Origin of the sequence: Salipiger sp. (assembly GCF_048261495.1) — a bacterium.
Taxonomy (GTDB): Bacteria; Pseudomonadota; Alphaproteobacteria; order Rhodobacterales; family Rhodobacteraceae; genus Salipiger.
Window position 1 is genome coordinate 105,818 of the sequence record NZ_JBLXFX010000011.1, and the last position, 19,237, is coordinate 125,054.

The 19,237-nt window shown below is 69.4% G+C and carries 18 protein-coding genes, 1 other RNA gene and 1 pseudogene; 6 read left to right on the forward strand and 14 right to left on the reverse strand.

Translation table 11 applies throughout. The features are described from left to right. Positions 1–121: 121 nt before the first annotated feature. Positions 122–880: a class I SAM-dependent methyltransferase gene (locus ACN0RJ_RS19050; RefSeq protein ID WP_417725287.1), complete on the reverse strand. Its 759-nt coding sequence runs from the start codon at positions 878–880 to the stop codon at positions 122–124. A 121-nt stretch (positions 881–1,001) separates the two neighbouring features. Between ACN0RJ_RS19050 and ACN0RJ_RS19055 the strand changes: the two genes are divergently transcribed. Genes ACN0RJ_RS19055 through ACN0RJ_RS19065 form a run of 3 tightly spaced genes read left to right on the forward strand, consistent with a single transcriptional unit; the run spans position 1,002 to position 3,998 of the window. Then, positions 1,002–2,138, forward strand: coding sequence for an ABC transporter substrate-binding protein (locus ACN0RJ_RS19055; protein WP_417725288.1), 1,137 nt, complete (start codon positions 1,002–1,004; stop codon positions 2,136–2,138). A gap of 46 nt (positions 2,139–2,184) precedes the next feature. Next, positions 2,185–3,243, forward strand: a complete 1,059-nt coding sequence (locus ACN0RJ_RS19060; RefSeq protein ID WP_417721537.1) for a FecCD family ABC transporter permease — start codon at positions 2,185–2,187, stop codon at positions 3,241–3,243. Next, complete coding sequence (locus ACN0RJ_RS19065) at positions 3,237–3,998, forward strand: ABC transporter ATP-binding protein (RefSeq protein WP_417721536.1); 762 nt, start codon at positions 3,237–3,239, stop codon at positions 3,996–3,998. Before ACN0RJ_RS19060 ends, ACN0RJ_RS19065 begins: the two co-directional genes overlap by 7 nt. A gap of 89 nt (positions 3,999–4,087) precedes the next feature. Here ACN0RJ_RS19065 and ffs read toward each other — a convergent pair. From ffs to ACN0RJ_RS19090, 5 genes are all read right to left on the reverse strand, one after another. Continuing rightward, an RNA gene (ffs, locus tag ACN0RJ_RS19070) (signal recognition particle sRNA small type) lies at positions 4,088–4,186 on the reverse strand. Positions 4,187–4,370: 184 nt separating this feature from the next. Beyond that, positions 4,371–5,132: an ABC transporter permease gene (locus tag ACN0RJ_RS19075; protein WP_417721535.1), complete on the reverse strand. Its 762-nt coding sequence runs from the start codon at positions 5,130–5,132 to the stop codon at positions 4,371–4,373. A gap of 105 nt (positions 5,133–5,237) precedes the next feature. Next, the gene (locus ACN0RJ_RS19080; protein ID WP_417721534.1) at positions 5,238–6,026 is read right to left on the reverse strand and encodes an ABC transporter ATP-binding protein; all 789 of its coding nucleotides are present in this window, start codon (positions 6,024–6,026) and stop codon (positions 5,238–5,240) included. Positions 6,027–6,083: 57 nt separating this feature from the next. Then, positions 6,084–7,085: an ABC transporter substrate-binding protein gene (locus ACN0RJ_RS19085; RefSeq protein ID WP_417725289.1), complete on the reverse strand. Its 1,002-nt coding sequence runs from the start codon at positions 7,083–7,085 to the stop codon at positions 6,084–6,086. Positions 7,086–7,395: 310 nt separating this feature from the next. Continuing rightward, positions 7,396–9,369, reverse strand: a complete 1,974-nt coding sequence (locus ACN0RJ_RS19090) for a bifunctional 2',3'-cyclic-nucleotide 2'-phosphodiesterase/3'-nucleotidase (protein WP_417721532.1) — start codon at positions 9,367–9,369, stop codon at positions 7,396–7,398. Positions 9,370–9,563: 194 nt separating this feature from the next. Between ACN0RJ_RS19090 and nudC the strand changes: the two genes are divergently transcribed. Genes nudC through ACN0RJ_RS19105 form a run of 3 tightly spaced genes read left to right on the forward strand, consistent with a single transcriptional unit; the run spans position 9,564 to position 11,882 of the window. Next, a complete protein-coding gene (gene nudC, locus ACN0RJ_RS19095) occupies positions 9,564–10,529 on the forward strand; it encodes an NAD(+) diphosphatase (protein ID WP_417725290.1) in 966 nt (321 codons plus the stop codon). Positions 10,530–10,579: 50 nt separating this feature from the next. Further along, positions 10,580–11,047, forward strand: a complete 468-nt coding sequence (locus ACN0RJ_RS19100) for an SRPBCC family protein (RefSeq protein ID WP_417725291.1) — start codon at positions 10,580–10,582, stop codon at positions 11,045–11,047. 40 nt (positions 11,048–11,087) lie between these two features. After that, entirely contained in the window at positions 11,088–11,882 is a 795-nt protein-coding gene (locus ACN0RJ_RS19105; RefSeq protein ID WP_417725292.1) for a DUF4198 domain-containing protein, read from the forward strand. On the opposite strand, the gene xylB is transcribed toward ACN0RJ_RS19105, so the two are convergent. The 8 genes and pseudogenes from xylB to ACN0RJ_RS19145 form a co-directional block, all read right to left on the reverse strand. Then, a complete protein-coding gene (gene xylB, locus ACN0RJ_RS19110; RefSeq protein WP_417725293.1) occupies positions 11,879–13,336 on the reverse strand; it encodes a xylulokinase in 1,458 nt (485 codons plus the stop codon). The two genes, ACN0RJ_RS19105 and xylB, sit on opposite strands and share 4 nt — an antisense overlap. A gap of 66 nt (positions 13,337–13,402) precedes the next feature. Continuing rightward, positions 13,403–14,038, reverse strand: a complete 636-nt coding sequence (locus tag ACN0RJ_RS19115; protein WP_417721527.1) for an ATP-binding cassette domain-containing protein — start codon at positions 14,036–14,038, stop codon at positions 13,403–13,405. Then, complete coding sequence (locus ACN0RJ_RS19120; RefSeq protein WP_417725294.1) at positions 14,031–15,752, reverse strand: ABC transporter permease; 1,722 nt, start codon at positions 15,750–15,752, stop codon at positions 14,031–14,033. The genes ACN0RJ_RS19115 and ACN0RJ_RS19120 overlap by 8 nt, the downstream gene beginning before the upstream one ends. After that, positions 15,753–16,961, reverse strand: coding sequence for an ABC transporter substrate-binding protein (locus ACN0RJ_RS19125; protein WP_417725295.1), 1,209 nt, complete (start codon positions 16,959–16,961; stop codon positions 15,753–15,755). A 180-nt stretch (positions 16,962–17,141) separates the two neighbouring features. After that, complete coding sequence (locus ACN0RJ_RS19130; protein ID WP_417725296.1) at positions 17,142–17,858, reverse strand: HAD-IA family hydrolase; 717 nt, start codon at positions 17,856–17,858, stop codon at positions 17,142–17,144. Further along, entirely contained in the window at positions 17,855–18,520 is a 666-nt protein-coding gene (gph, locus tag ACN0RJ_RS19135) for a phosphoglycolate phosphatase (protein WP_417725297.1), read from the reverse strand. Before gph ends, ACN0RJ_RS19130 begins: the two co-directional genes overlap by 4 nt. After that, entirely contained in the window at positions 18,517–19,071 is a 555-nt protein-coding gene (locus ACN0RJ_RS19140) for a thioredoxin family protein (RefSeq protein WP_417725298.1), read from the reverse strand. Before ACN0RJ_RS19140 ends, gph begins: the two co-directional genes overlap by 4 nt. Positions 19,072–19,086: 15 nt before the next feature. Beyond that, a pseudogene (locus ACN0RJ_RS19145) lies at positions 19,087–19,237 on the reverse strand (ribulose-phosphate 3-epimerase); the annotation flags it as partial.

Sequence of the window (19,237 nt, forward strand, 5' to 3'; positions counted from 1 at the left end):
GTGCAGCCGGGGAAGGGGGTGTGCCGCGCGGCGGAACGCTTTCTTTCCGCCCGTCCTGCCCGGGAATTGACCACGGGCGAAATCGCGCGGCCCGCCGCGACGACTTGCGGCGATGCAACGCCTAGCCTTCGGCGGGCTTCGTGGCGCTGATGGCGTAGCGGTGCTCGATATTGCGCATCAGGGAGCGGCGCCAGCCGAGTTGGGCGGCCTGGGCGCGGTGAATCCGGCCGAGCCGCCTGTCGATCCGGAGCCCGGCAAACCCCGCCCCCGCCAGCAGGTCGGTCACGAGCTCCGCGCGCGCCCCGCCGGAGAAATGCACCCGCCGCAGGATCTCTTGATGCCGCTGCCGCGAAGGCGCGGGGGCGGGAGCGCGCAGGCCCGCCAGCAGCCGCGTCAGCCAGCTTCCGTTCACGAAATCCCCGTCCACCACGAGGATCCGGCCGCCGGGTACGAGGACGCGGTGCCATTCGGCAAAGGCCGCTTGCGGATCGACCAGCGTCCAGACGAGGTGCCGCGTCACGATCACGTCCATGCAGGCATCGGGCAGCATCGTGCGTTCGGCATCCGCCTGAAGGAAGGTCACGTCGGGCAGCTTTGACCGCGCCCGGTCCAGCATCCGTTCCGACCAGTCTAGCCCGGTGACATGAAACCCGAGGCCGCGGGTCAGGCGTGCGATTTCGCCAGTCCCGGAGGCGAGATCCAGCAGGCGGCGGCCCTCGGCCGGTCCGAGATGACGGCGGAACAGATCCTCCCACGCGGACAGCTCTGCGCCCTCGGCGATCCTGTGGCCGGGGTCCTGATCGAAGGTCGCGGCACGGTCGGACCAGTATTCGCGGATGTCGTCGCGCAGATCGCGGTTGTGGTTCGGAGAGATGTTCATCTTGGCCCCCTGAATGTCGGTGCCCCGTTTTCGTTAGATGACAGAAATTGTCAACTTAGTTCTTGACGAAAAAAGTCGGAATTCATATGCCGGGGCAAATTCCCAACGAGAGGCTTTCGGAATGACCCTTCGAATGGCGCTCGGCGCGTCCGCGCTGACCCTGATCGCGACCGGCATGGCGCTGGCCGACCCCGTCACCCTGACCGACATCGCCGGGCGCGAGGTCACGCTGGACGGGCCGGTCGAGCGTGTCATCCTCGGCGAAGGCCGGCAGATCTTCTTTGCCGCGGTGCTGGATGGCGAGGAACCGTTCAGGCGCATCGTGGGATGGCGCGACGATCTCCGCCAGGCGGCGCCCGAGAGCTACGCGCTCTATGCCGAGAAATTCCCAGACATGGCGGCGATCCCGACCTTCGGCGGGTTCAAGGAAGGCACCTTCGACATCGAGCAGGCGGTGTCGCTGGACCCGGACGTGATGATCATGAACCTCGAGGCCAAGGTTGCCACGGACGAGGCGGGCTACGAGGAAAAGCTCGCCGGCGTCGGCATCCCGATCGTCTATGTGGACTTCCGCGAGAAGCCGTTCGAACACACCGCCCGGTCGATGCAGATCATCGGACAGCTTTTCGGCAAGGAAGAGCGCGCCGCCGAGTTCAACGACTTCTACGCGCAGCAGATCGCGCGGGTCACCGACGTGATCGAGGCGCAGCCCGATCTCGAGCGACCGCTCGTCTTCGTGGAGCGCGCCGGCGGATATTCCGAGGATTGCTGCATGTCCTTCGGCAACGGCAACTTCGGCACCTTCGTCGAGCTGGCGGGTGGCGAGAACATGGCCGCGCCCTTCATTCCCGGCACCTTCGGCACGGTGAATGCCGAGCAGATCATCGCGTCGGACCCGGATCAGATCGTCGTGACCGGCGGCAACTGGGAGGCCTACGTCCCCGGTGGCAAGTGGATCGGCGTCGGCCCCGGTTCGGACGAGGCCGAGGCCAAGCGGAAGCTGGCGGACCTGATGGAGCGCCCCGGCTTTACCGGCGTCAAGGCGGTCGAAACCGGCCAGGTGCACGCGATCTGGCACCAGTTCTACAACAACCCCTACAGCTTCGTGGCGGTGCAGCGCCTTGCCACCTGGCTGCACCCGGACCTGTTCGCGGATCTCGATCCCGAAGCCACCCTGAAGGAGCTGCACGCGCGCTTCCTGCCGGTCGCCTATCGCCCCGGCTACTGGGTGTCGCTGTCCGAAGCCAACACCAACTGAGCCGAAGGGCGGCCCCGCGGGGCCGTCCTTTCGCCAAGGAGGCATCTTGACCGCTCTCGCCACCAACCCTTCGCACGCCACCAGCTACCGGGCGCTGGTGACCCGGCGCATCGCGATCCTCGCCGGTCTCGCGACGCTTCTGATCCTGTCGCTGGCGGTGGACGTGTCGCTGGGGCCGGCACGCTACCCGCTGGCCGATGTGCTCCGGACGCTCTTCGCGCCGGGCTCGGTCGATCTCCAGATGCGGGTGGTGGTCTGGGACATCCGCATGCCCATGGCGATGCTCGCCGTCACGGTGGGGGCGAGCCTGTCGCTTGCCGGGGCGCAGATGCAGACCATCCTCGCCAATCCGCTGGCCAGCCCGTTCACGCTGGGTCTGTCGGCCGCCGCCAGTTTCGGCGCCGCGCTGGCGATGGTGCTGGGCGTGGCGCTGTTCCCTGGGATGATCTCGCTCATGGTGCCGGTCAACGCCTTTGCCATGGCGATGGCCGCGTCGCTGCTGATCTTCGGCCTCAGCACCCTGCGCGGCGTGACGGTGGAAACCATCGTTCTGCTCGGCATCGCGCTGGTGTTCAGCTTCAACGCGGCGCTTGCCCTCCTGCAGTATTTCGCCTCCGAACAGGCGCTGTCGGCGGTGGTGTTCTGGACCATGGGCAGCCTGACCAAGGCGACCTGGGGCAAGGTGGCGGTGACGGCGGCGATCCTGGCGGTCTGCACGCCGCTCTTTGCCCGCCGGGCCTGGGCCCTGACCGCCATCCGTCTCGGCGAAACCCGCGCCGCCGCGATGGGGGTGCCGGTGAAACGGCTGCGGCTTGAGGCGCTGTTCCTCGTCTCGCTGCTGGCCGCGGTGCCGGTCAGCTTCGTCGGGACGATCGGCTTCATCGGCATCGTCGGCCCGCATGTGGCGCGGTTGCTGCTGGGAGAGGACCAGAGGTTCTTCCTGCCCGGCGCGATGCTCTCGGGGGCGATCATCCTCTCCGCGACCTCGGTCCTGTCAAAAGCGATCCTGCCGGGGGCGGTGCTGCCCATCGGCATCATCACGGCGCTGGTCGGCGTGCCGTTCTTTGCCGCGCTGATCCTCACGAAGGGGCGCAAGTCATGGTAAGTCTCGCCCTAGATCGGGTCGGCGCGCGCTACGGACGGCGCGAGATCCTGACGGATGCAACCGTGCCTGCCATCTGCGGCGGCACCCTGACGGCGCTGGTCGGGGCGAACGCGGCGGGCAAGTCGACGCTGTTCCGGCGCATTGCGGGCCAGCTGCGCGGCGGCGGCCTTGTGCGACTGGTGGGCGCCGAGGAGGGCGACCTGCGCTACATGCCCCAGGACACGGCGATGGGGGCGGCGCTCACGGTCTACGAATCCGTCATCCTTGCGCTGAAGCAGAACGGCGGCGGTTGGCGGCTGTCGGCGTCCGAGCTGGCCTCGGTCGATGACATCCTGAACCGCTTCGGCGTCGCCCATCTGGCCGAGCGCCAGCTGACCGAGCTGTCCGGCGGCCAGCGGCAGGCGGTGTCGATCGCGCAGACGCTGGTCACGCGGCCCAGGGTCGTCCTGATGGACGAGCCGACCTCCGCGCTCGACCTCTATCGCCAGTACGAGGTGCTCGAGTCGCTGCGCGCCTATGCCGAGGACACCGGCGCGGTGATGATCCTCGCGCTGCACGATCTGAACCAGGTCATGCGCGCCTGCACGACGGTGATGGCTCTGGCCGGGGGGCGGATCCTTGCCTCCGGTCCGACGCTGGAGGTGCTGACACCGGCGATGATCCGCGATCTCTACGGCATCGACAGCCGGGTGGAGCGCTGTTCCAGGGGATGTCCCATGATGATCGTGGACGGCCCGACCCGCCGGGCATCGTGAACGCCCGCGCCTCGCGGCGCCATCTGCCGAACGGCATGTCGACGGCCCGAGGCCCGGTCCGACGCGCGTCGCCTGCAAGAGGGGGGGGTAAGTGAGAGGCTGGACAACGACCCAAGCGGGGCTCGTTACGGCTGCTTCCTTCCGGACCTGACCGGGTTGGCGAGGTGCCTGCCCGCGCCAACCTCTCGAGACGTCATCTAGGCGTTACGGAGAGGATTCGCAAGGGGAGGGCTGTCATCGGGTCCCTTGGGGAGGCCGTGGCGATGCATCCGGGAAAGATCCCGGCGAGACCTGTCCCGGCAGCCCGTGCGATCTGCCCGGTGCAACACCTTGCGGCGCGGAACCGGAGGTGGTTCGGTCGGGGTGTTCCCTTCAGCCCGCCGGGCGTTCGGCCCATCCGGCAAAGATCTTTTCCAGCGCGACCACGATGTAGTAGAGAACGATCCCCAGGAAGGCGAGCGCGATGAGGACCGCGAACATCAGCGGGTAATCGGAATTGGTCTTGCCGGAATCGAACAGCGCCCCGAGGCCGCGGCCATGGGGCGAGACGATCTCCATCAGGTTGGTGCCGATGAAGGCGAGGGTGACCGCGACCTTCAGGGCGCCGAAGAACTCGGGCAGGGTCTTGGGCAGGGCGATCTTGCGGAAGATGGTGGTCTGCGATGCCCCGAGCGAGCGCAGGATGTCGCGGTATTCGGGTTCGAGCGTCGAGAGGCCGATGGAGACCGAGACGGCGATCGGGAAGAACGAGATCATGAAGGCGATGAGCACGGTGTTGAAATCGTGCCAGCCGACGAACATCAGCGCCACGATGGGCACGACGGTCGCCTTGGGAACGGCGTTGAAGCCGACGAGCAGCGGGTAGAGCGCGTCGCGCATGGTGCGCGAGAAGCCCATGACCATGCCGAGCGCGGTGCCGAAGACGATGGCGAGGATCAGCCCGGCGACCGTGCGCCAGAGCGTCTGCCAGCCCATGACCAGGAACAGGTTCCAGTAGCGCGCATAGGCGGGGACCAGATCGGAGGGCGAGGCCATCTTGTAGTTCGGCCAGCCCATCAGCCAGACCAGCGCCTCCCAGAAGGCGAGGAAGAGGGCGATGGCGGCGAGCGGGACGGCGATCTTGCGGAAGGACATGGCGGGCATTTCACTCGGATGGATGGGTCGGACCGGGGGCCGGCCCCCGGACCCCCGGGATATTTGCGGCCAGAAGAAGACGGGGCGCGGTGCTTCGGGCCGGCATCAATGCGCCGCGGCCGGGGCGCGGCCCTGGGCGATCTCGATCTGGTGGCGCAGGATGTGCAGCATTTCTGCCGCCTCGGGCGTGTAGAGCGTGTCGATGTCGCGCCTGCCCCGGTGCGGCACGTCGAGGGTGAACTGGGTGCGGGCGGGGCGGCCCGAGAGCACCACCACCTGGTCGGCGAGGAAGATGGATTCGCGCAGGTCGTGGGTGATGAGCACGCCGGTGAAGGGCTCCTTCTCCTTCACCTCGTGCATGATCTGCCAGAGATCCTCGCGGGTGAAGGCATCGAGCGCGCCGAAGGGTTCGTCGAGGATCAGCACGTCGGGGGAGTGGACCAGGGCCCGGCAGAGCGAGGCGCGCTGGCGCATGCCGCCCGAGAGTTCCGAGGGGCGCTTGTCCTCGAAGCCGGCGAGGCCGACGAGGGTCAGCAGGTAGCGGGCGCGGTCCTGCTGTTCGGCCTTCGTCAGCTTGGTGGGCACGATTTCCAGCGGCAGCATGACGTTCTGCAGGATCGTGCGCCATTCCAGCATGACCGGGTTCTGGAAGGCCATGCCGACGGTGGAGCGGGGCGATTTCACCAGTTCGCCGTGCAGGCGGACCTCTCCGGTGTCGGGCTTCAGCAGGCCCGCCACGAGCTTGGTGAGGGTGGATTTGCCGCAGCCGGAGGGGCCGACGACCGCCACGAAGCCGCCTTCGGGCACGCAGAGTTCCAGCCCGTCGAGCACGGGCAGCGGACCGTCGGCGGTCTTGTAGGCGTGGCGGACGCCCTTGATCTCGATGAGGTTCATGTCGCGGCCTTGCAGGTCGGGACCCCCGCCGGTGTCGGGCTGGGGCCGGGGGCGGTGTCACTCCAGCGGGAAGCCGCCTTCGGGCAGGTAGGCGTCGGTGAAGTAGAGTCCGGCATCCGGCGCGTTCGTGAACTCGTAGGTGAGCTTGATCTGCTCGATGGAATTGGCCAGCCGCGCGTCATCGACGTCGCCGAAGCCGTTGGCCTTTGTCCAGTCGGTCACCACGTTGTCGTCGATGGACAGTTGCAGGCGGCGCTGTTCCAGCTCGGCATCGGCGGCGGGATTGCGTTCGACCAGGCTGGCGGTGGCGGCCGCCGGATCGGCGATGGCGTCCTTCCAGCCCGCCGCGACGGCGGCGAGGAAACCCTTCACGAGCTCCGGGTTGGCGGCGGCGAAGTCGGTGTTCACGATGATCGCATTGCCGTAGAGGTCGACGCCGTAATCGGCCATGAGGATGGTCGAGATGTCGTCCTCGGGCACCCCCAGCCGCACGAGGTTGAGGTAGGACGAGAAGGAGAAGCCGGTGATCGAGGCGACCTTGCCCTCGGCCAGCATCGGCTCGCGGGTCGGGAAGCCGACGGGCTCGACGGTGATCGTGGCCATGTCGAGACCGTTCTCGGCGGCGAAGATCGGGAACTGCGCCCAGGCGCCGTCTGGGGGCGGGGCGCCGAGCACCTTGCCGGCGAGATCCGCAGGGGTTTCCACGCCGAGCGACTTGCGTCCGATGACGGCGAAGGGGGGCTTGTCGTAGATCATCATAACCGCGATGACCGGGGCGCCGGGGTTCTGGTCGAGGAATTTCACCAGGCTGTTGATGTCGGCAAAGCCGACCGGAAAGGCGCCGGTCGCGACCTTCGGGATCGCGTCGAGCGACCCCTGGCCCGCGGTGATCTCGACGGCAAGACCCGCGTCGGCGAAATGACCGTTGTCGATGGCGGCGAAGTAGGGCGCCGCAGGGCCTTCGAATTTCCAGTCCAGCGCGAAGGGCATGTCGGTTTCGGCCCGGGCCGCGGTGGCGGCGAGCAGGCCGACGGCGGCGAGAATGGCTCGGTGAAACATCTTGGATCCTCCGTGTCGGATGTGTCCGCGGGACCTGACATCACGGCGACGGAGAACGGGACGGGATTCGAGGCGCGCGCGCGTCCCGGTCGGCCCGGATGCGCAATTCCCGGGCGGAACGGCGGGGATCTGCCGGATTTCCCGGCATTCGGGAAATTCCCTTTGACGGGACGCGCCGACGGCCCCGGCAGGTCCGCCACGACCGGATCGGCCGGGCTGGCGCGTCAGGCCGCCACGGCCGTCGAGCCGGAGGCGCAGGCCGACGGGGAGGCAGACAGTGCGGCGCCCCGCAGGGCGCCGCTCCGCCGGATCAGAGCCGGATGCGGAATTGCGCGAAGCCGTCGTCGGTGTCGCCCGCATCCTCGATGGTCAGGGCGACGTCGCCGAGGTAGTCCCGCGCCTTGGGCCCGGTGGCGAACAGCACCGAGGTGCCCGGCATCGGCGCAAGGGACCAGTTGTCGTCCGCCGCCGGATTGATCGTGCCCTGTTCCACGATGTAGCGGACGATCACGTCGCGGTTGGTGTCGGGGGCCTCGAAGACGATGGTGTCCCCGGTGCCGGGGAAGTTGCCGCCGCCGGAGGCACGGTAGTTGTTCGTGGCGACGATGAACATCGCCTCCGGGTCCACCGGCGCCCCGTCGAAGGTCAGGTTCACGATGCGTTCGGCGTCGGGGTTTTCAAGCTCGCCCTTGGGGCCGAACCGCGACGGCTGCGAGAGGTCGATCCGGTACGCGACCCCGTCGATCACATCGAAATTGTAGCTCGGGAAGTCGGGGTTGAGCAGCACCGCGTCCTCTGCGCCCGGTTCGATCCGGTTGAACATTCCGGCCGAGCGTTCCAGCCAGTCCTTCACCTGCGCGCCGGTCACCCGCACGGCGCGGACGGTGTTGGGGTAGAGGTAGAGATCGGCGACGTTCTTGATCGCGACGTCCCCGGCGGCAACATCGGTGTAGTAGTCCGGACCGCCCCGGCCGCCGGCCTTGAACGGTGCGGCGGCGGAGAGGATCGGCAGCCCCTCGTATTCCGTGCCCTTCATCATCTGCGCGATGTACCAGGACTGGGCGTTCGACACGATCTGCACCGAGGGGTCGTCGGCCACCAGCGCGAAATAGGAATAGAGCGGCGCCGAGGTCTTGCCGACCGCGCGGCGGACATAGGCGAGGGTTTCCTCGTGCTCCTGCCGGACCGCCTCGATCACCTCGGGATCGTCCTCGACCAGCGCCGTGACCGAGCGGTCCTCGTTGCGTTGCGAGATCGGGCGCGCCTCGGTGCTGGAGGACACCACCCGCCAGCGGTCGCCGTCGCGTTCGAGCAGCAGGTCGATCAGACCCATGTGCGAGCCCCAGAATCCGCCCATGACGGCCGGTTTGCCGTGGATCGTCCCGGCCCCGACATCGACGGCCGGGTAGTCGGCATAGGTCGGCGAGGGAAACACCAGGTGGCTGTGCCCGGTCATCACCGCGTCGATGCCCTCGACCCCGGCGAGCGGGATCGAGGCGTTCTCCATCCCATCGGAATGCTCCGCCGCGCCGATGCCGGAGTGGGACAGGGCAACGATGATGTCGGCGCCTTCCTCGACCATCTGCGGCACCCAGGCGCGGGCGGTCTCCACGATGTCGCGGGCCTCGACATTGCCTTCGAGATGCTTGCGGTCCCAATTCATCACCTGCGGCGGTGTGAACCCGATGATGCCGACGCGGATCGGATGCGTCGCGCCGCTGCCGTCCGCCACCTCGCGGTCGAGGATCACGTAGGGCTTGAACAGCGTCTTGTCCTCGCGCGCGGTGGCCCCCTTTTTCGTGGCAAGGTTCGCGAGCACGATGGGAAAGGAGGCCCCGGCGGCGGATTTCATCAGGAAATCCAGACCGTAGTTGAATTCGTGGTTGCCGACGGTCGCGGCGTCGAAGCCGACGGCGTTCATCGCCTTGATGACCGGGTGGAGGTCGCCCTCCTTCATGCCGCGCTCGTAGGCGATGTAGTCGCCCATCGGGTTGCCCTGAAGGAAATCGCCGTTGTCGAGCAGCATGGAGTTCGTCGCCTCGGCGCGGATTCCGCGGATGATCGAGGCGGTGCGCGACAGCCCGACCGTGTCGACCGGCTTGTCCGAATAATAATCGTAGGGGTAGACGTGCACGTGCAGATCGGTGGTTTCCATGATCCGCAGATGCGCCTGGTTGGCGGCAGCATAGGCGGAGTATGGATGCAAAGCGATCAAGGCGGTGCCTGCGGCTGTGCCCGCCAGGAACGAACGGCGGGTTAGTTCGGACTGTCGGAATCGGGTCATCGGATCACTCCCTGCGTGAGTCGTGCAGTGAGCCTAGACCGTTTTTCCGGCAGCTGAATGACACTTACGGCGGAAAATTGCCGATGCACAACCTTGAGGGGAGTTTATTTGCGTGTTTGCGCAGGGGTGAAACCCGTTTGCCACGGGCCGGGGCGCGTGGCAGGACTGTGCGAAATGGTGGGGAGCAGGTGACGATGCGTCATGCGGAAGAGGTGAGTTTCGGTGGGTCCGGCCTTGATCGGGCGGCGGAGATACGCGGCGACATTCCGGCCCTTGCGGCGGCGATGCAGTCCCCCGGCGCGCGCACGGTCGTGCTCTGGCGCGGCAAGCCGCTGGTGCGCGGGGACCGCCCCGACCTGGTGCGGCTGCCGCTCGACCACCCCGTGCTTGCCGAGGCCCGCGCCGAGCCGGTGCTGCTCGGGCGCGAAGCGGGGGAGGCCGTCTTTGCCCACGACATTTCCGCCTGGGTGCCCGCCGGGCTCGACACCGCCGCGCTCGGCAGTTTCCTCGACCAGAGCGAACAGGTGCACCCCGCGCTGGCCGAGGGCGAGCGTTTCGTCGAATTGCGCACCCTGCTGACCCGTCTCGATCCGCGCGACGCGGAACTGGCGGCGACGGCCAAGGCGATCCGCCAGTGGCACGCGACGCACGGCTTCTGCGCCCGTTGCGGCGCGGCGTCGGATGTCTTCATGGCGGGCTGGCAGCGCATCTGTCCGTCCTGCGGCGGGCAGCATTTCCCGCGCACCGACCCGGTGGTCATCATGCTGATCACGCGCGGCAACTCCTGCCTGCTCGGGCGCTCGCACGGCTGGCCGCAGGGGATGTATTCCTGCCTCGCCGGCTTCGTCGAGCCGGGCGAGACGATCGAGGCCGCCGTCCGTCGCGAAGTTGCCGAAGAGGCGGGTATCACCGTCGGGCCGGTGCGCTATCTCGCCAGCCAGCCCTGGCCGTTTCCGGCCTCGCTGATGATCGGCTGCCACGGCGAGGCGCTGAACGAGGAGATCACGCTCGATCCCGCCGAACTGGAAGCCGCGCGCTGGGTCAGCCGCGAGGAGGTCGCCGATGCCTTTGCCGGGCGCAACCCGGAGATGCTTCCTGCCCGCAAGGGGGCGATTGCGCATTTTCTTCTGCGCAACTGGCTTGCGGACCGGCTGGACTAGGGCAACAGTGCCCCCACCGTTCCCACGCCATGCGGAGGCCTGACAGACCGATGGAAATCACCACCCGCGAGGATATCGAGGCGCCGCTGGACCGGGTCTTTGCCGAGGCGACGGATTTCGACCATCTGGAACGGCAGGTGATGCGGCGCGGCATCGAGGTGCGGCGCAACGGCGGCGGGTCCGGCCCGGCCGAGGGCATGGGCTGGCAGACGGTGTTCCGGTTTCGCGGCAAGCCGCGCGAGGCGGACATCACTCTGACGGAATACGATCCGCCGCACACGATGGTGTATCGGACGCTGTCGGGCGGGCTCGAGGCGCTGACCCGCATCGACTTCGTCGCACTGTCGCGCTCGCGCACGCGGGTCGGGATGAAGGTCGAGCTGGCGCCCAAGACCCTGTCGGCCCGGCTTCTCGTGCAGTCGCTGAAGCTGGCCCGCGGCAATATCGAGAAACGGTTCAAGGTCCGCATGGCCGAATATGCCAAGGATCTCGAAGATCGCCTGAAGCGCGGAGCCTGACCGCCGCGCGCGCGGTCGCCGCAGCCCGAAAGGATGCCACATGAAACCGCTCGCCCTGATCGCCTGCCTGCTGGCCGGACCGGCCACGGCCCACGAATTCTGGATCGCCCCGCAGGCCCATGACGTGCCCGCCGGCGGCGAACTGGTGGCCGACCTGCGGGTCGGGGAAAAGTTCGAGGGATCGGCCTTTTCCTACGTACCGCCCAATTTCACCCGCTTCGAGGTGCTGATGGGCGGAACCGCGACCGCGGTGCCGGGACGCGCCGGGGATCGCCCCGCGTTGCGCATGGCGGCTCCGGGAGAGGGGCTGGCCATCGTGGTTCACCAGACCCGCGAATATGCCCTGACCTACGACGACTGGGCCAAGTTCGTGCGCTTTGCAGAGCACAAGGGATTTCCGCAGGTCATCGACCGCCACCTCGCGCGCGGTCTGCCGCAGGAGGCGGTGAAGGAGCGCTACACCCGCTTTGCCAAGAGCCTGATCGCCGTCGGCGACGGCGCCGGGGCGGACCGCGAGGTCGGCCTGCTGACCGAGATCGTGGCCGAGGCCAACCCCTATGCCGATGACCTGGCGGGCGGACTGCCGGTCCGGGTGCTCTACGAGGGCGCGCCGCGCGTCGATGCGCAGGTCGAATTGTTCGAACGCGCTCCGGACGGCAGCGTCAGCGTGACCAGCGCCCGCACCGATGCCGAGGGCCGCGCCATCCTTACCGTTGCGCCGGGGCACAGCTACCTGGCCGATGCCGTGGTCATGCTCGAGAGCGAACCGACCGCAAGGAACCCGGCGGCGTGGCAAAGCCTCTGGGCCTCGCTGACCTTCGCGGTCCCGGACTAGGCACCGCCCTCGGTCAGGGGTTTCAGCGCGGCGTAGAGCGCGCGCCAGCGCTGCAGACGCGCGCCGAGCACCGGGGCGCTCCGCGGTTCGAAGACCTTGCCGGGCACCGGGCGGCGCGCGATGTCGCCGCGCGACAGGTCTCCGGTCGCCAGCGCCGCCAGCTTTGCCGCCCCGATCGACGGACCCGCGGTCGCGCCGCTGGCGCGCCCGATGGCGTGACCGGTGACATCCGCGATGGTGCGCAGCAGGAAATCGCTGCGGGTGCCGCCGCCGATGGCGGGGATGGGGCCGGCAATGCCCGCACCGCCGTCAAGGCTGTCGAAGGCATCGGCAAAGCAGAAGGCCACCGCCTCGACCACCGCGCGCATCATCGCCGCGCGCCCGGTGCCGTCCTCGAGCCCGTAGAAGGCGCCGCGGATGTGCGGATCGCCGTGGGGCGTGCGCTCTCCGGTGAGATAGGGCAGGAACAGGGGCACGCGATCCGGCGGCACGGTCTCGGCCTCGGCGAGCAGGGGGGCGATGTCGCTGCCCGCGACCCCCGCGAACCAGGCCATCGGCCGGGCGCCGTTCAGCATGGCGGCCATCTGATACCAGCGTGCGGGCAGGGTGTGGGCAAAGGCATGCACCAGCCGTTCCGGGTTCGGGCGGTAGCGATCCCCGGCCAGGAACACCTGCCCCGAGGTGCCGAGCGAGAGGAAGGCGGCGCCGTCCTCGATCGCGCCCACCGACACCGCGCCGGTGGCGGTGTCGCCGCCGCCGGTCACCACCGGCAGGCCTTCGGGCAAGCCCAGCCGCCGGGCGACCGTGCCGCTGAGGCCCCCGGCGACCTCGTGACCGTGCCGCAGCGCGGGCAGCCAGGCTGGATCGACACCGGCGGCGGCGCAGAGCGCGTCCGACCAGCACCGCCCCGCCTGATCGAACAGAAGCGTGCCTGCGGCATCGGAGGGGTCGCTCACATGCCCGCCGTGCAGGCGGTGGCCGAGGTAGTCCTTGGGCATCAGCACGTGCCGCACCGCCCCGAGGATGTGCGGTTCGTGCCGGGCGAGCCAGGGAAACTTGGGGGCGGTCAGGCCGGGCAGGGGCGGCACGCCGGCGATCATCCCGATCTCGGGCAGGGCGCGGGTCAGGGCGGCGCATTCCGCATGGGCGCGGCCGTCGTTCCACAGCATCGCCGGGCGCAGCACCCGGCCCGCGTCATTCAGCAGCACCGCGCCGTGCATCTGCCCCGAGAGGCCGATGGCGCGGACTCCGGCCCGGCCGCCGGGGCCGAGCGGGGCAAGCAACTCGTCCAACGCCGACAGCGCCGCCTGCCACCAGTCCTCGGGCTGCTGTTCGGACCAGTAGGGATGGGGCGAGGCGGTCGACAGCGGCCGCATGGCCCGCGCGCGCGGCACGCCGTCCTCGCACAGGACGGCGATGAGCGAGCTGGTGCCGAGATCCAGTCCGATATGCATGATGGTTGCGTCTCCCTCCGTCCCGCGGCCGGAGAATTCCCCGGATCGGCGGCGGCGGCAAGGGGGCTATCCCAGCGCGATCACCGGCCCGCCTGCCGCCTCGGCATCCTGTGCGTCATGGGTCACCAGCAGAACCGGCAGGGCCCTGGCGCGGGCGCGGGCAAAGACCAGGTCGCGGATCTGGCCGCGCAGGGCGGCATCCAGCCGCGAGAAAGGCTCGTCCAGCAGCAGGGCGCAGGGCTCGGCCAGCAGCATCCGCATCAGCGCGACGCGGGCCTTCTGGCCGCCGCTCAGGGTTTCGGGATCGCGGTCGAAGTAGCCCGGCAGGCCGATGTCCTCGAGCGCGGCGTCGATCCGCGCGCGGCGCGCGGCGCGGCCCCTGATCCCCGGCGGCAGCGCGAATGCGAGGTTGCCGCCCACCGAGAGATGCGGGAACAGCAGCTCTTCCTGGAACAGGATGCCGGCATGGCGCGCCTCCGGAGGCAGGCGGGTGATGTCGCGCCCGTCGAGAAGGATGCGCCCGGAGAGCGTGAAGGCCGGATCGAGCGTGCCGATGATCGCCGCGAGCAGCGTGGACTTTCCCGACCCGGAGGGCCCCATCACGGTCAGCACCTCGCCCGGCGGCACATGCGCGTCGAGTGCCAGCAGCGGGCTGCCGTCCCGGCTGATGCGCAGCGTGTCGAGGGTCAGCCCCTCAGCCATGGTGCAGCCCCCTGCGGTTGCGCCAGACCAGCGCCGGGATCAGCAGCGCGGCGGCAAAGGGCAGCAGGGCGGCACCGGTCTGCGCCAGCGCGGTGGCGCCTATGACCCGCCGGTTGCCGCCGGAGGCGAGGGCCACGGCCTCGGTCGTCAGGGTCTGGACGCGACCGCCACCGATCAGCAGGGTCGGCAGGAACTGCCCGACCGACACCGCGCAGCCCACGGCGGCGGCGGTCAGCACCGGGCGCAGCAGCATGGGCAGGCGCAGGCGCCAGAACACCCGCGCCGGTCCCGCGCCGAGCGCATGGCCCACCGCGCCGAGCTGCGGGTCCCAGGCGCGGTAGGGGTCGGCCAGCGACAGAAAGACATAGGGCAGCACGAAGACCACGTGCACCGCCACCACGGCGGGCAGGTTGCCGTCGATGCCGGTCACGATGCCGAGCATCTGCAGCCCCGGCAGAAAGGCGATCTGGGGCACGATCAGCGGCAGGTAGAGCAGCCAGAGCGCGCGGGTCCCGGGGCGCAGGCCGAAACGGTGCTCGGCCTCGAGACAGGCCAGCGTCAGGACCAGCGCGATCCCCGCCGAGGCAAGGGCGATCAGCGCGGTATCGGCAAGCGGATCGCTCAGCGCCATGCCATGACGCATCCAGGTCCTGCCCGACATCTCCTGCGGCAGCAGGTCGGGAAAGCCCCAGAAGCCCGCGACCGACCATACCGCGAGCCCCGCCAGTCCGAGGACCACCGCGCCCCCCGACAGCCCGCCCAGCGTCAGCCCGGCGGCGCGCAGAAGGGGTTGCGCCCGGCCCCGTCCGCCCGCTTCGATCCGGCGCAGCCGGAGGCGCGCAAGGGCGATCTCGGCCAGCCGCCAGCCCGCCAGCGCCAGCACGGTCAGCGCCAGTTGCAGCAAGGCCCCGGCGGCGGCGGTGCCGCGCATCCCGAGGTCGGGATCGTTCATCCACCGCAGCACCTGCACCGACAGCGTCGGCGGGGTCGAGGGACCGAGGATCATCGCGACGTCCACCACCGACATCGAGAACGCCAGCACGGCATAGACCGGCAGACGGATGCGCGGATAGAGCCGGGGCAGCACGACGCGGAACCAGGCCGCGACACGCCCGTATCCCAGCGCCTGCGCGGTGGCGAGGCTTTGCGCGACACGCAGCTGCGGCAGGGCGGCGAGGGTCATCAGCAGCAGGAAGGGCACTTCCTTGACCACCAGCCCGGCGACCAGCGACAGGCCGAGCGGGTCCTGCAGGATCAGCACGTCGGGCGGCGACTGCCATCCCGCAAGCGGCGCGAGGGCGCGGGCGATCCAGCCCGACGGCGCGATCAGGAAGGCCAGGCCGAAGGCGGCGGCGGCATGGGGCACGGAAAGCAGCGGCGACAGCACCCGTTCGAGCGCGGCAAAGGCCCGCGTGCCCTGCCAGCCCGCGCAGACCAGCACGGCAACGGCCAGCGCCAGCGCCGTCGACAGCACCCCGGTGCCGAGCGACAGCAGCGCCGCGCGCGGGAGGCCGGGCCAGTCGACAAGGGCGCGGACATGCTCCAGCCCCGGGTCGAACCCGCCGAGCGCGGGCATGATCCCGAAGGCCGGGCCCAGCGTGCCCAGCAGGCCCGCCGCCACAGGTCCCAGCATCACCAGCAGGGTCAGCAGGGGGGCGTGCCGCAGCGGCGAGGGTCCGCGCGTGCCCGGCGCGGGCGCGGCGGCGTCGGGCATCTACTCGGTCACGCCGAAGCGCCGGGTCCAGTCCTCTTCCAGCTTGACCATCCAGCTCGGGTGAGGCTCCGGCAGGGTCGGGCCCAGCTCCTCCGGGGTGAGGGTCGCCTCGCCCAGTTCGATGGCATCGAAGACGGCGCGGTCTTCGGCACTCAGCCTGTCCATCGCGAGGACGGTGCCCTGACCCCAGACGGCGGGATCGGACATCCGGGCCTGCGCGGCGGGCGACAGCAGAAGGTTGGCGACGACCATGGCCCCGGCCTTGGCATTGGCGTTGTAGGGGATCGCGACAAAGCTGGCATTGCCGACGGTGCCGCCGTCATGCACGTGGCTGCGCACGCTCGGCGGCAACTGGTCGTTGGCGATGGCATTGGCGGCGGCGTTCGGATTGAACTCGAAGGCGATGTCGATCTCGTTGTCGGCCATGAGCTGGATCATCCGCGCGCCGGTCTGCGGATAGGCCCGGCCCTGACGCCACAGCACGGGGGTCAGCGCCTCCATGTAGGCCCAGAGCGGTTCGGTGATCGTGTCGTAATCGGTATCCTCGACCGGCTGGGACAGCGCGTCCATGTCCGGCGTCAGTTCCAGCAGCGCCTGCTTGAGGAAGGTGGAGCCGAGGTAGTCCGGCGGTTGCGGAAAGGTGAACCGGCCGGGGTTCGCCTGCGCCCAGGCCAGCAGCGTCGCCATGCTGCGCGGCGGTTCGGCCAGCCGTGCGCTGTCGTGGAAGAACACCAGCTGCGCCATGCCCCAGGGGCTTTCCATGCCCTCGGTCGGGACGGTGAAATCCGCGGTGAGCGAGGGATTGGCCATCGGGTCGGTCAACTGCCGGTTCGGCAGGTCGTCGGCCCAGGGGCCGAACAGCAGCCCCTGGTCCTTCATCGAGGCAAAGTTCTCGCCGTTGATCCAGATGAGATCGACGGCCCCGCCGTCGTCCTTGCCGGCGGATTTCTCGGCCAGCACGCGGCTGACCGCTTCGGCGGTGTCCGACAGCTTCACCTGTTCCAGCGTGATGCCGTAATCGGCGGCTTCCTCGCCGATCGAGGCGATGAAGCCGTTGACCACGTCCGAGCCGCCCCAGGCGTTCCAGTAGACGGTCTGGCCCCGCGCCTCGGCCAGGACGGCGTCCCAGTCGGTGGGGTCGGGATCGGCGGCTGCGGGCAGTCCGATCAGGGCGACGGCGGTCGCGGTCGCGGCGAGAACGGTTTTCATGCGGAATCCCTCCCGAGGGGGCCCGGGCCGGATGGGCGGGCAAATCTGAATGTTTTCAGGACTATCGCGTGGCGGTCGCCACGCGGTCAAATGACAATAAGGTGGGAAAGGTTTCAACGCGAGCGACGATCGACGCCGCATGCGGCAATTCCGCCGGTCCGGGCACCGGCAGTCGCACCGTCAGTTGCGCGGGGGCCGGACCGCGACCCGATCCAGCGCCGCGCGCAGCCGGTCGGGAAGATTGCCGCGCTCCAGCGAGGGGAGGACGGCGCAGGCGCCGGTGAAATCCTCGCCTTCGGTGTAGAGCGACGGGGTCACGATGACCTCGAGCCCAGCGGCGCGGGCCGAGAGGACGCCGTTGCGGCTGTCCTCCAGCGCCAGCGCCTCGTCGGCTGTCACGCCGAGGCGTGAGAGCGCGAGGGAAAAGACATCCGGCGCGGGTTTCTTGGCCGCGACCTCATCCCCGGCGGCGATGACGTCGAAGACCTCTTCGGCGGGCCGACCCCAGCAGCAGCGGCATAACGCATCGACATTGGGGCGGCTCGTGGTGGTGGCGACGGCAAGGCGCAGCCCGGCGCCGCGCGCCTCGGCGATCAGCGCCCCGACACCGGGCCGCAGGGCAAGCCCGCCGCCGTCGAGAAGGGCGAGATAGCGCGCGGTCTTGCGGGCATGCAGGGCGGCGACGTCGATGCCGCCGGCGGTTTCTCCGATCTCGTCCAGCCAGGCGCGGATGCGCTCCTTGCCGCCGGTGGTCTTCAGCAGGCGCCGGTAGGCGTCGCGGTCCCAGTGCCAGTTCAGCCAGTCGGCGGCGAAGGCCTCGTTGAAGGCCTGGCGGTGGGCTTCCTCGGTTTCGGCGAGAGTGCCGTCGACATCGAAGACCAGCGCCCGCAGGGTCATGCGGTGACGCCCGCGAAATGCCGTTCCACGATACCGGGCAACTGGTCGAAGTGGTCGAAGGCATAGGTGTGACAGAGGTCGGCGACCTCGGTATGGCGATAGCCGGGGGTGTAGAGCGCAAAGGGCACGCCCGCGCGCTCGGCGGTTTCCGCGTCGACCTCGCTGTCGCCGACGTAGAGGCCGGTTCCGGCCCCGAGCGCGGCGAAGACGTGGTGCAGGGGGGCCGGGTCGGGTTTGCGCACGGGCAGCGTCTCAGCGCTGGCGATCGCGGTCAGGAAACGGTCGAAGCCGAAGAAGCGCAGGGCGATGCGGGTCGGCTCCTCGGGTTTGTTGGTGCAGAGCCCCAGCGCCGCGCCGCTCACCTGCAGCCGGGCGAGGGCGTCGATGACCCCGGGGTAGATCACCGTCAGTTCGGGATCGCCTTCGTAATGCTCCATGAACTTCGCGAGCAGGCGGGCGTGTTCGGCGGGGTCGTCCGCCAGCCCGACCGCCTGCATCACGCGCGAGATCAGCACCGGCGCGCCCTTGCCGATGAAGCTGCGGGCCTGCGCGAAGGTGATTTCGGGCAGGCCCTCGTCGCGCAGCACCAGGTTGGCGGCGCGGTGAAGGTCGGGGGCGCTGTCGATCAGCGTTCCGTCGAGGTCGAAGACAATTGCGTTCATGCGGCTTTCCATTTGATCGAGCAGCCCATGGAGGGAACCTGGTCCGCCGGGCCGCGGCCGGTGCCGGCCACCTGTTTCATCGCCTCGAAGAGGTCACGGCGCGTGTCCTCCGGCGCCCTCTGCCTGCCCGAGGCATCGAGACGGCCACGGTATTGCAACCCGAGGGAGGAGTCGAAGCCGAAGAAATCCGGGGTGCAGGCGGCCCCGTAGGCGCGGGCGACCTCCTGGCTCTCGTCGTGGAGATAGGGGAAGGGGAAGGCGCGGTCCTCGGCCAGCGTCTTCATGTTCTCGAAACTGTCCTGCGGATAGGCCGCGGCATCGTTGGCGCAGATCGCCGCCACGCCGATGCCGAGCGCCTGCAGGTCGCGCGCGTCGCGCAGGATGCGGTCGAGCACGGCAAGCACGTAGGGGCAGTGGTTGCAGATGAACATGACGAGCGTTCCGCGCTCGCCCCGGATGTCGTCGAGCGTGCGGGTGCGGTTGTCGGTTCCGGGCAGGGCAAAGGGCGGCGCCCGCCAGCCGACGTCGCAGATGGGTGGAGAAACCGGCATCGGGTGTCCCTCTCGTCAGGCCGCGGCGCGCGCCCCGGCGGCGGCGGCGCGGATCGTTGCGATATTGTGTCCATATGGGGCCGGATCGGCCACCGATCCACCCCTGAACACCGCCGATCCGGCGACGAGGACGTCCGCGCCGGCCTTGACGACGAGCGGGGCGGTG

Bases quoted from the DNA above. Each gene is read 5' to 3' on its own strand.
- ACN0RJ_RS19105 (WP_417725292.1), top strand. From the start codon at position 11,088: ATGAAACCGCTCGCCCTGATCGCCTGCCTGCTGGCCGGACCGGCCACG.
- ACN0RJ_RS19050 (WP_417725287.1), bottom strand. From the start codon at position 880: ATGAACATCTCTCCGAACCACAACCGCGATCTGCGCGACGACATCCGC.
- ACN0RJ_RS19125 (WP_417725295.1), bottom strand. From the start codon at position 16,961: ATGAAAACCGTTCTCGCCGCGACCGCGACCGCCGTCGCCCTGATCGGA.
- ACN0RJ_RS19065 (WP_417721536.1), top strand. From the start codon at position 3,237: ATGGTAAGTCTCGCCCTAGATCGGGTCGGCGCGCGCTACGGACGGCGC.
- ACN0RJ_RS19100 (WP_417725291.1), top strand. From the start codon at position 10,580: ATGGAAATCACCACCCGCGAGGATATCGAGGCGCCGCTGGACCGGGTC.
- ACN0RJ_RS19055 (WP_417725288.1), top strand. From the start codon at position 1,002: ATGACCCTTCGAATGGCGCTCGGCGCGTCCGCGCTGACCCTGATCGCG.
- xylB (WP_417725293.1), bottom strand. From the start codon at position 13,336: ATGCATATCGGACTGGATCTCGGCACCAGCTCGCTCATCGCCGTCCTG.
- ACN0RJ_RS19115 (WP_417721527.1), bottom strand. From the start codon at position 14,038: ATGGCTGAGGGGCTGACCCTCGACACGCTGCGCATCAGCCGGGACGGC.
- ACN0RJ_RS19140 (WP_417725298.1), bottom strand. From the start codon at position 19,071: ATGCCGGTTTCTCCACCCATCTGCGACGTCGGCTGGCGGGCGCCGCCC.
- ACN0RJ_RS19075 (WP_417721535.1), bottom strand. From the start codon at position 5,132: ATGTCCTTCCGCAAGATCGCCGTCCCGCTCGCCGCCATCGCCCTCTTC.
- nudC (WP_417725290.1), top strand. From the start codon at position 9,564: ATGCGTCATGCGGAAGAGGTGAGTTTCGGTGGGTCCGGCCTTGATCGG.
- ACN0RJ_RS19090 (WP_417721532.1), bottom strand. From the start codon at position 9,369: ATGACCCGATTCCGACAGTCCGAACTAACCCGCCGTTCGTTCCTGGCG.
- ACN0RJ_RS19085 (WP_417725289.1), bottom strand. From the start codon at position 7,085: ATGTTTCACCGAGCCATTCTCGCCGCCGTCGGCCTGCTCGCCGCCACC.
- gph (WP_417725297.1), bottom strand. From the start codon at position 18,520: ATGAACGCAATTGTCTTCGACCTCGACGGAACGCTGATCGACAGCGCC.
- ACN0RJ_RS19130 (WP_417725296.1), bottom strand. From the start codon at position 17,858: ATGACCCTGCGGGCGCTGGTCTTCGATGTCGACGGCACTCTCGCCGAA.
- ACN0RJ_RS19120 (WP_417725294.1), bottom strand. From the start codon at position 15,752: ATGCCCGACGCCGCCGCGCCCGCGCCGGGCACGCGCGGACCCTCGCCG.
- ACN0RJ_RS19080 (WP_417721534.1), bottom strand. From the start codon at position 6,026: ATGAACCTCATCGAGATCAAGGGCGTCCGCCACGCCTACAAGACCGCC.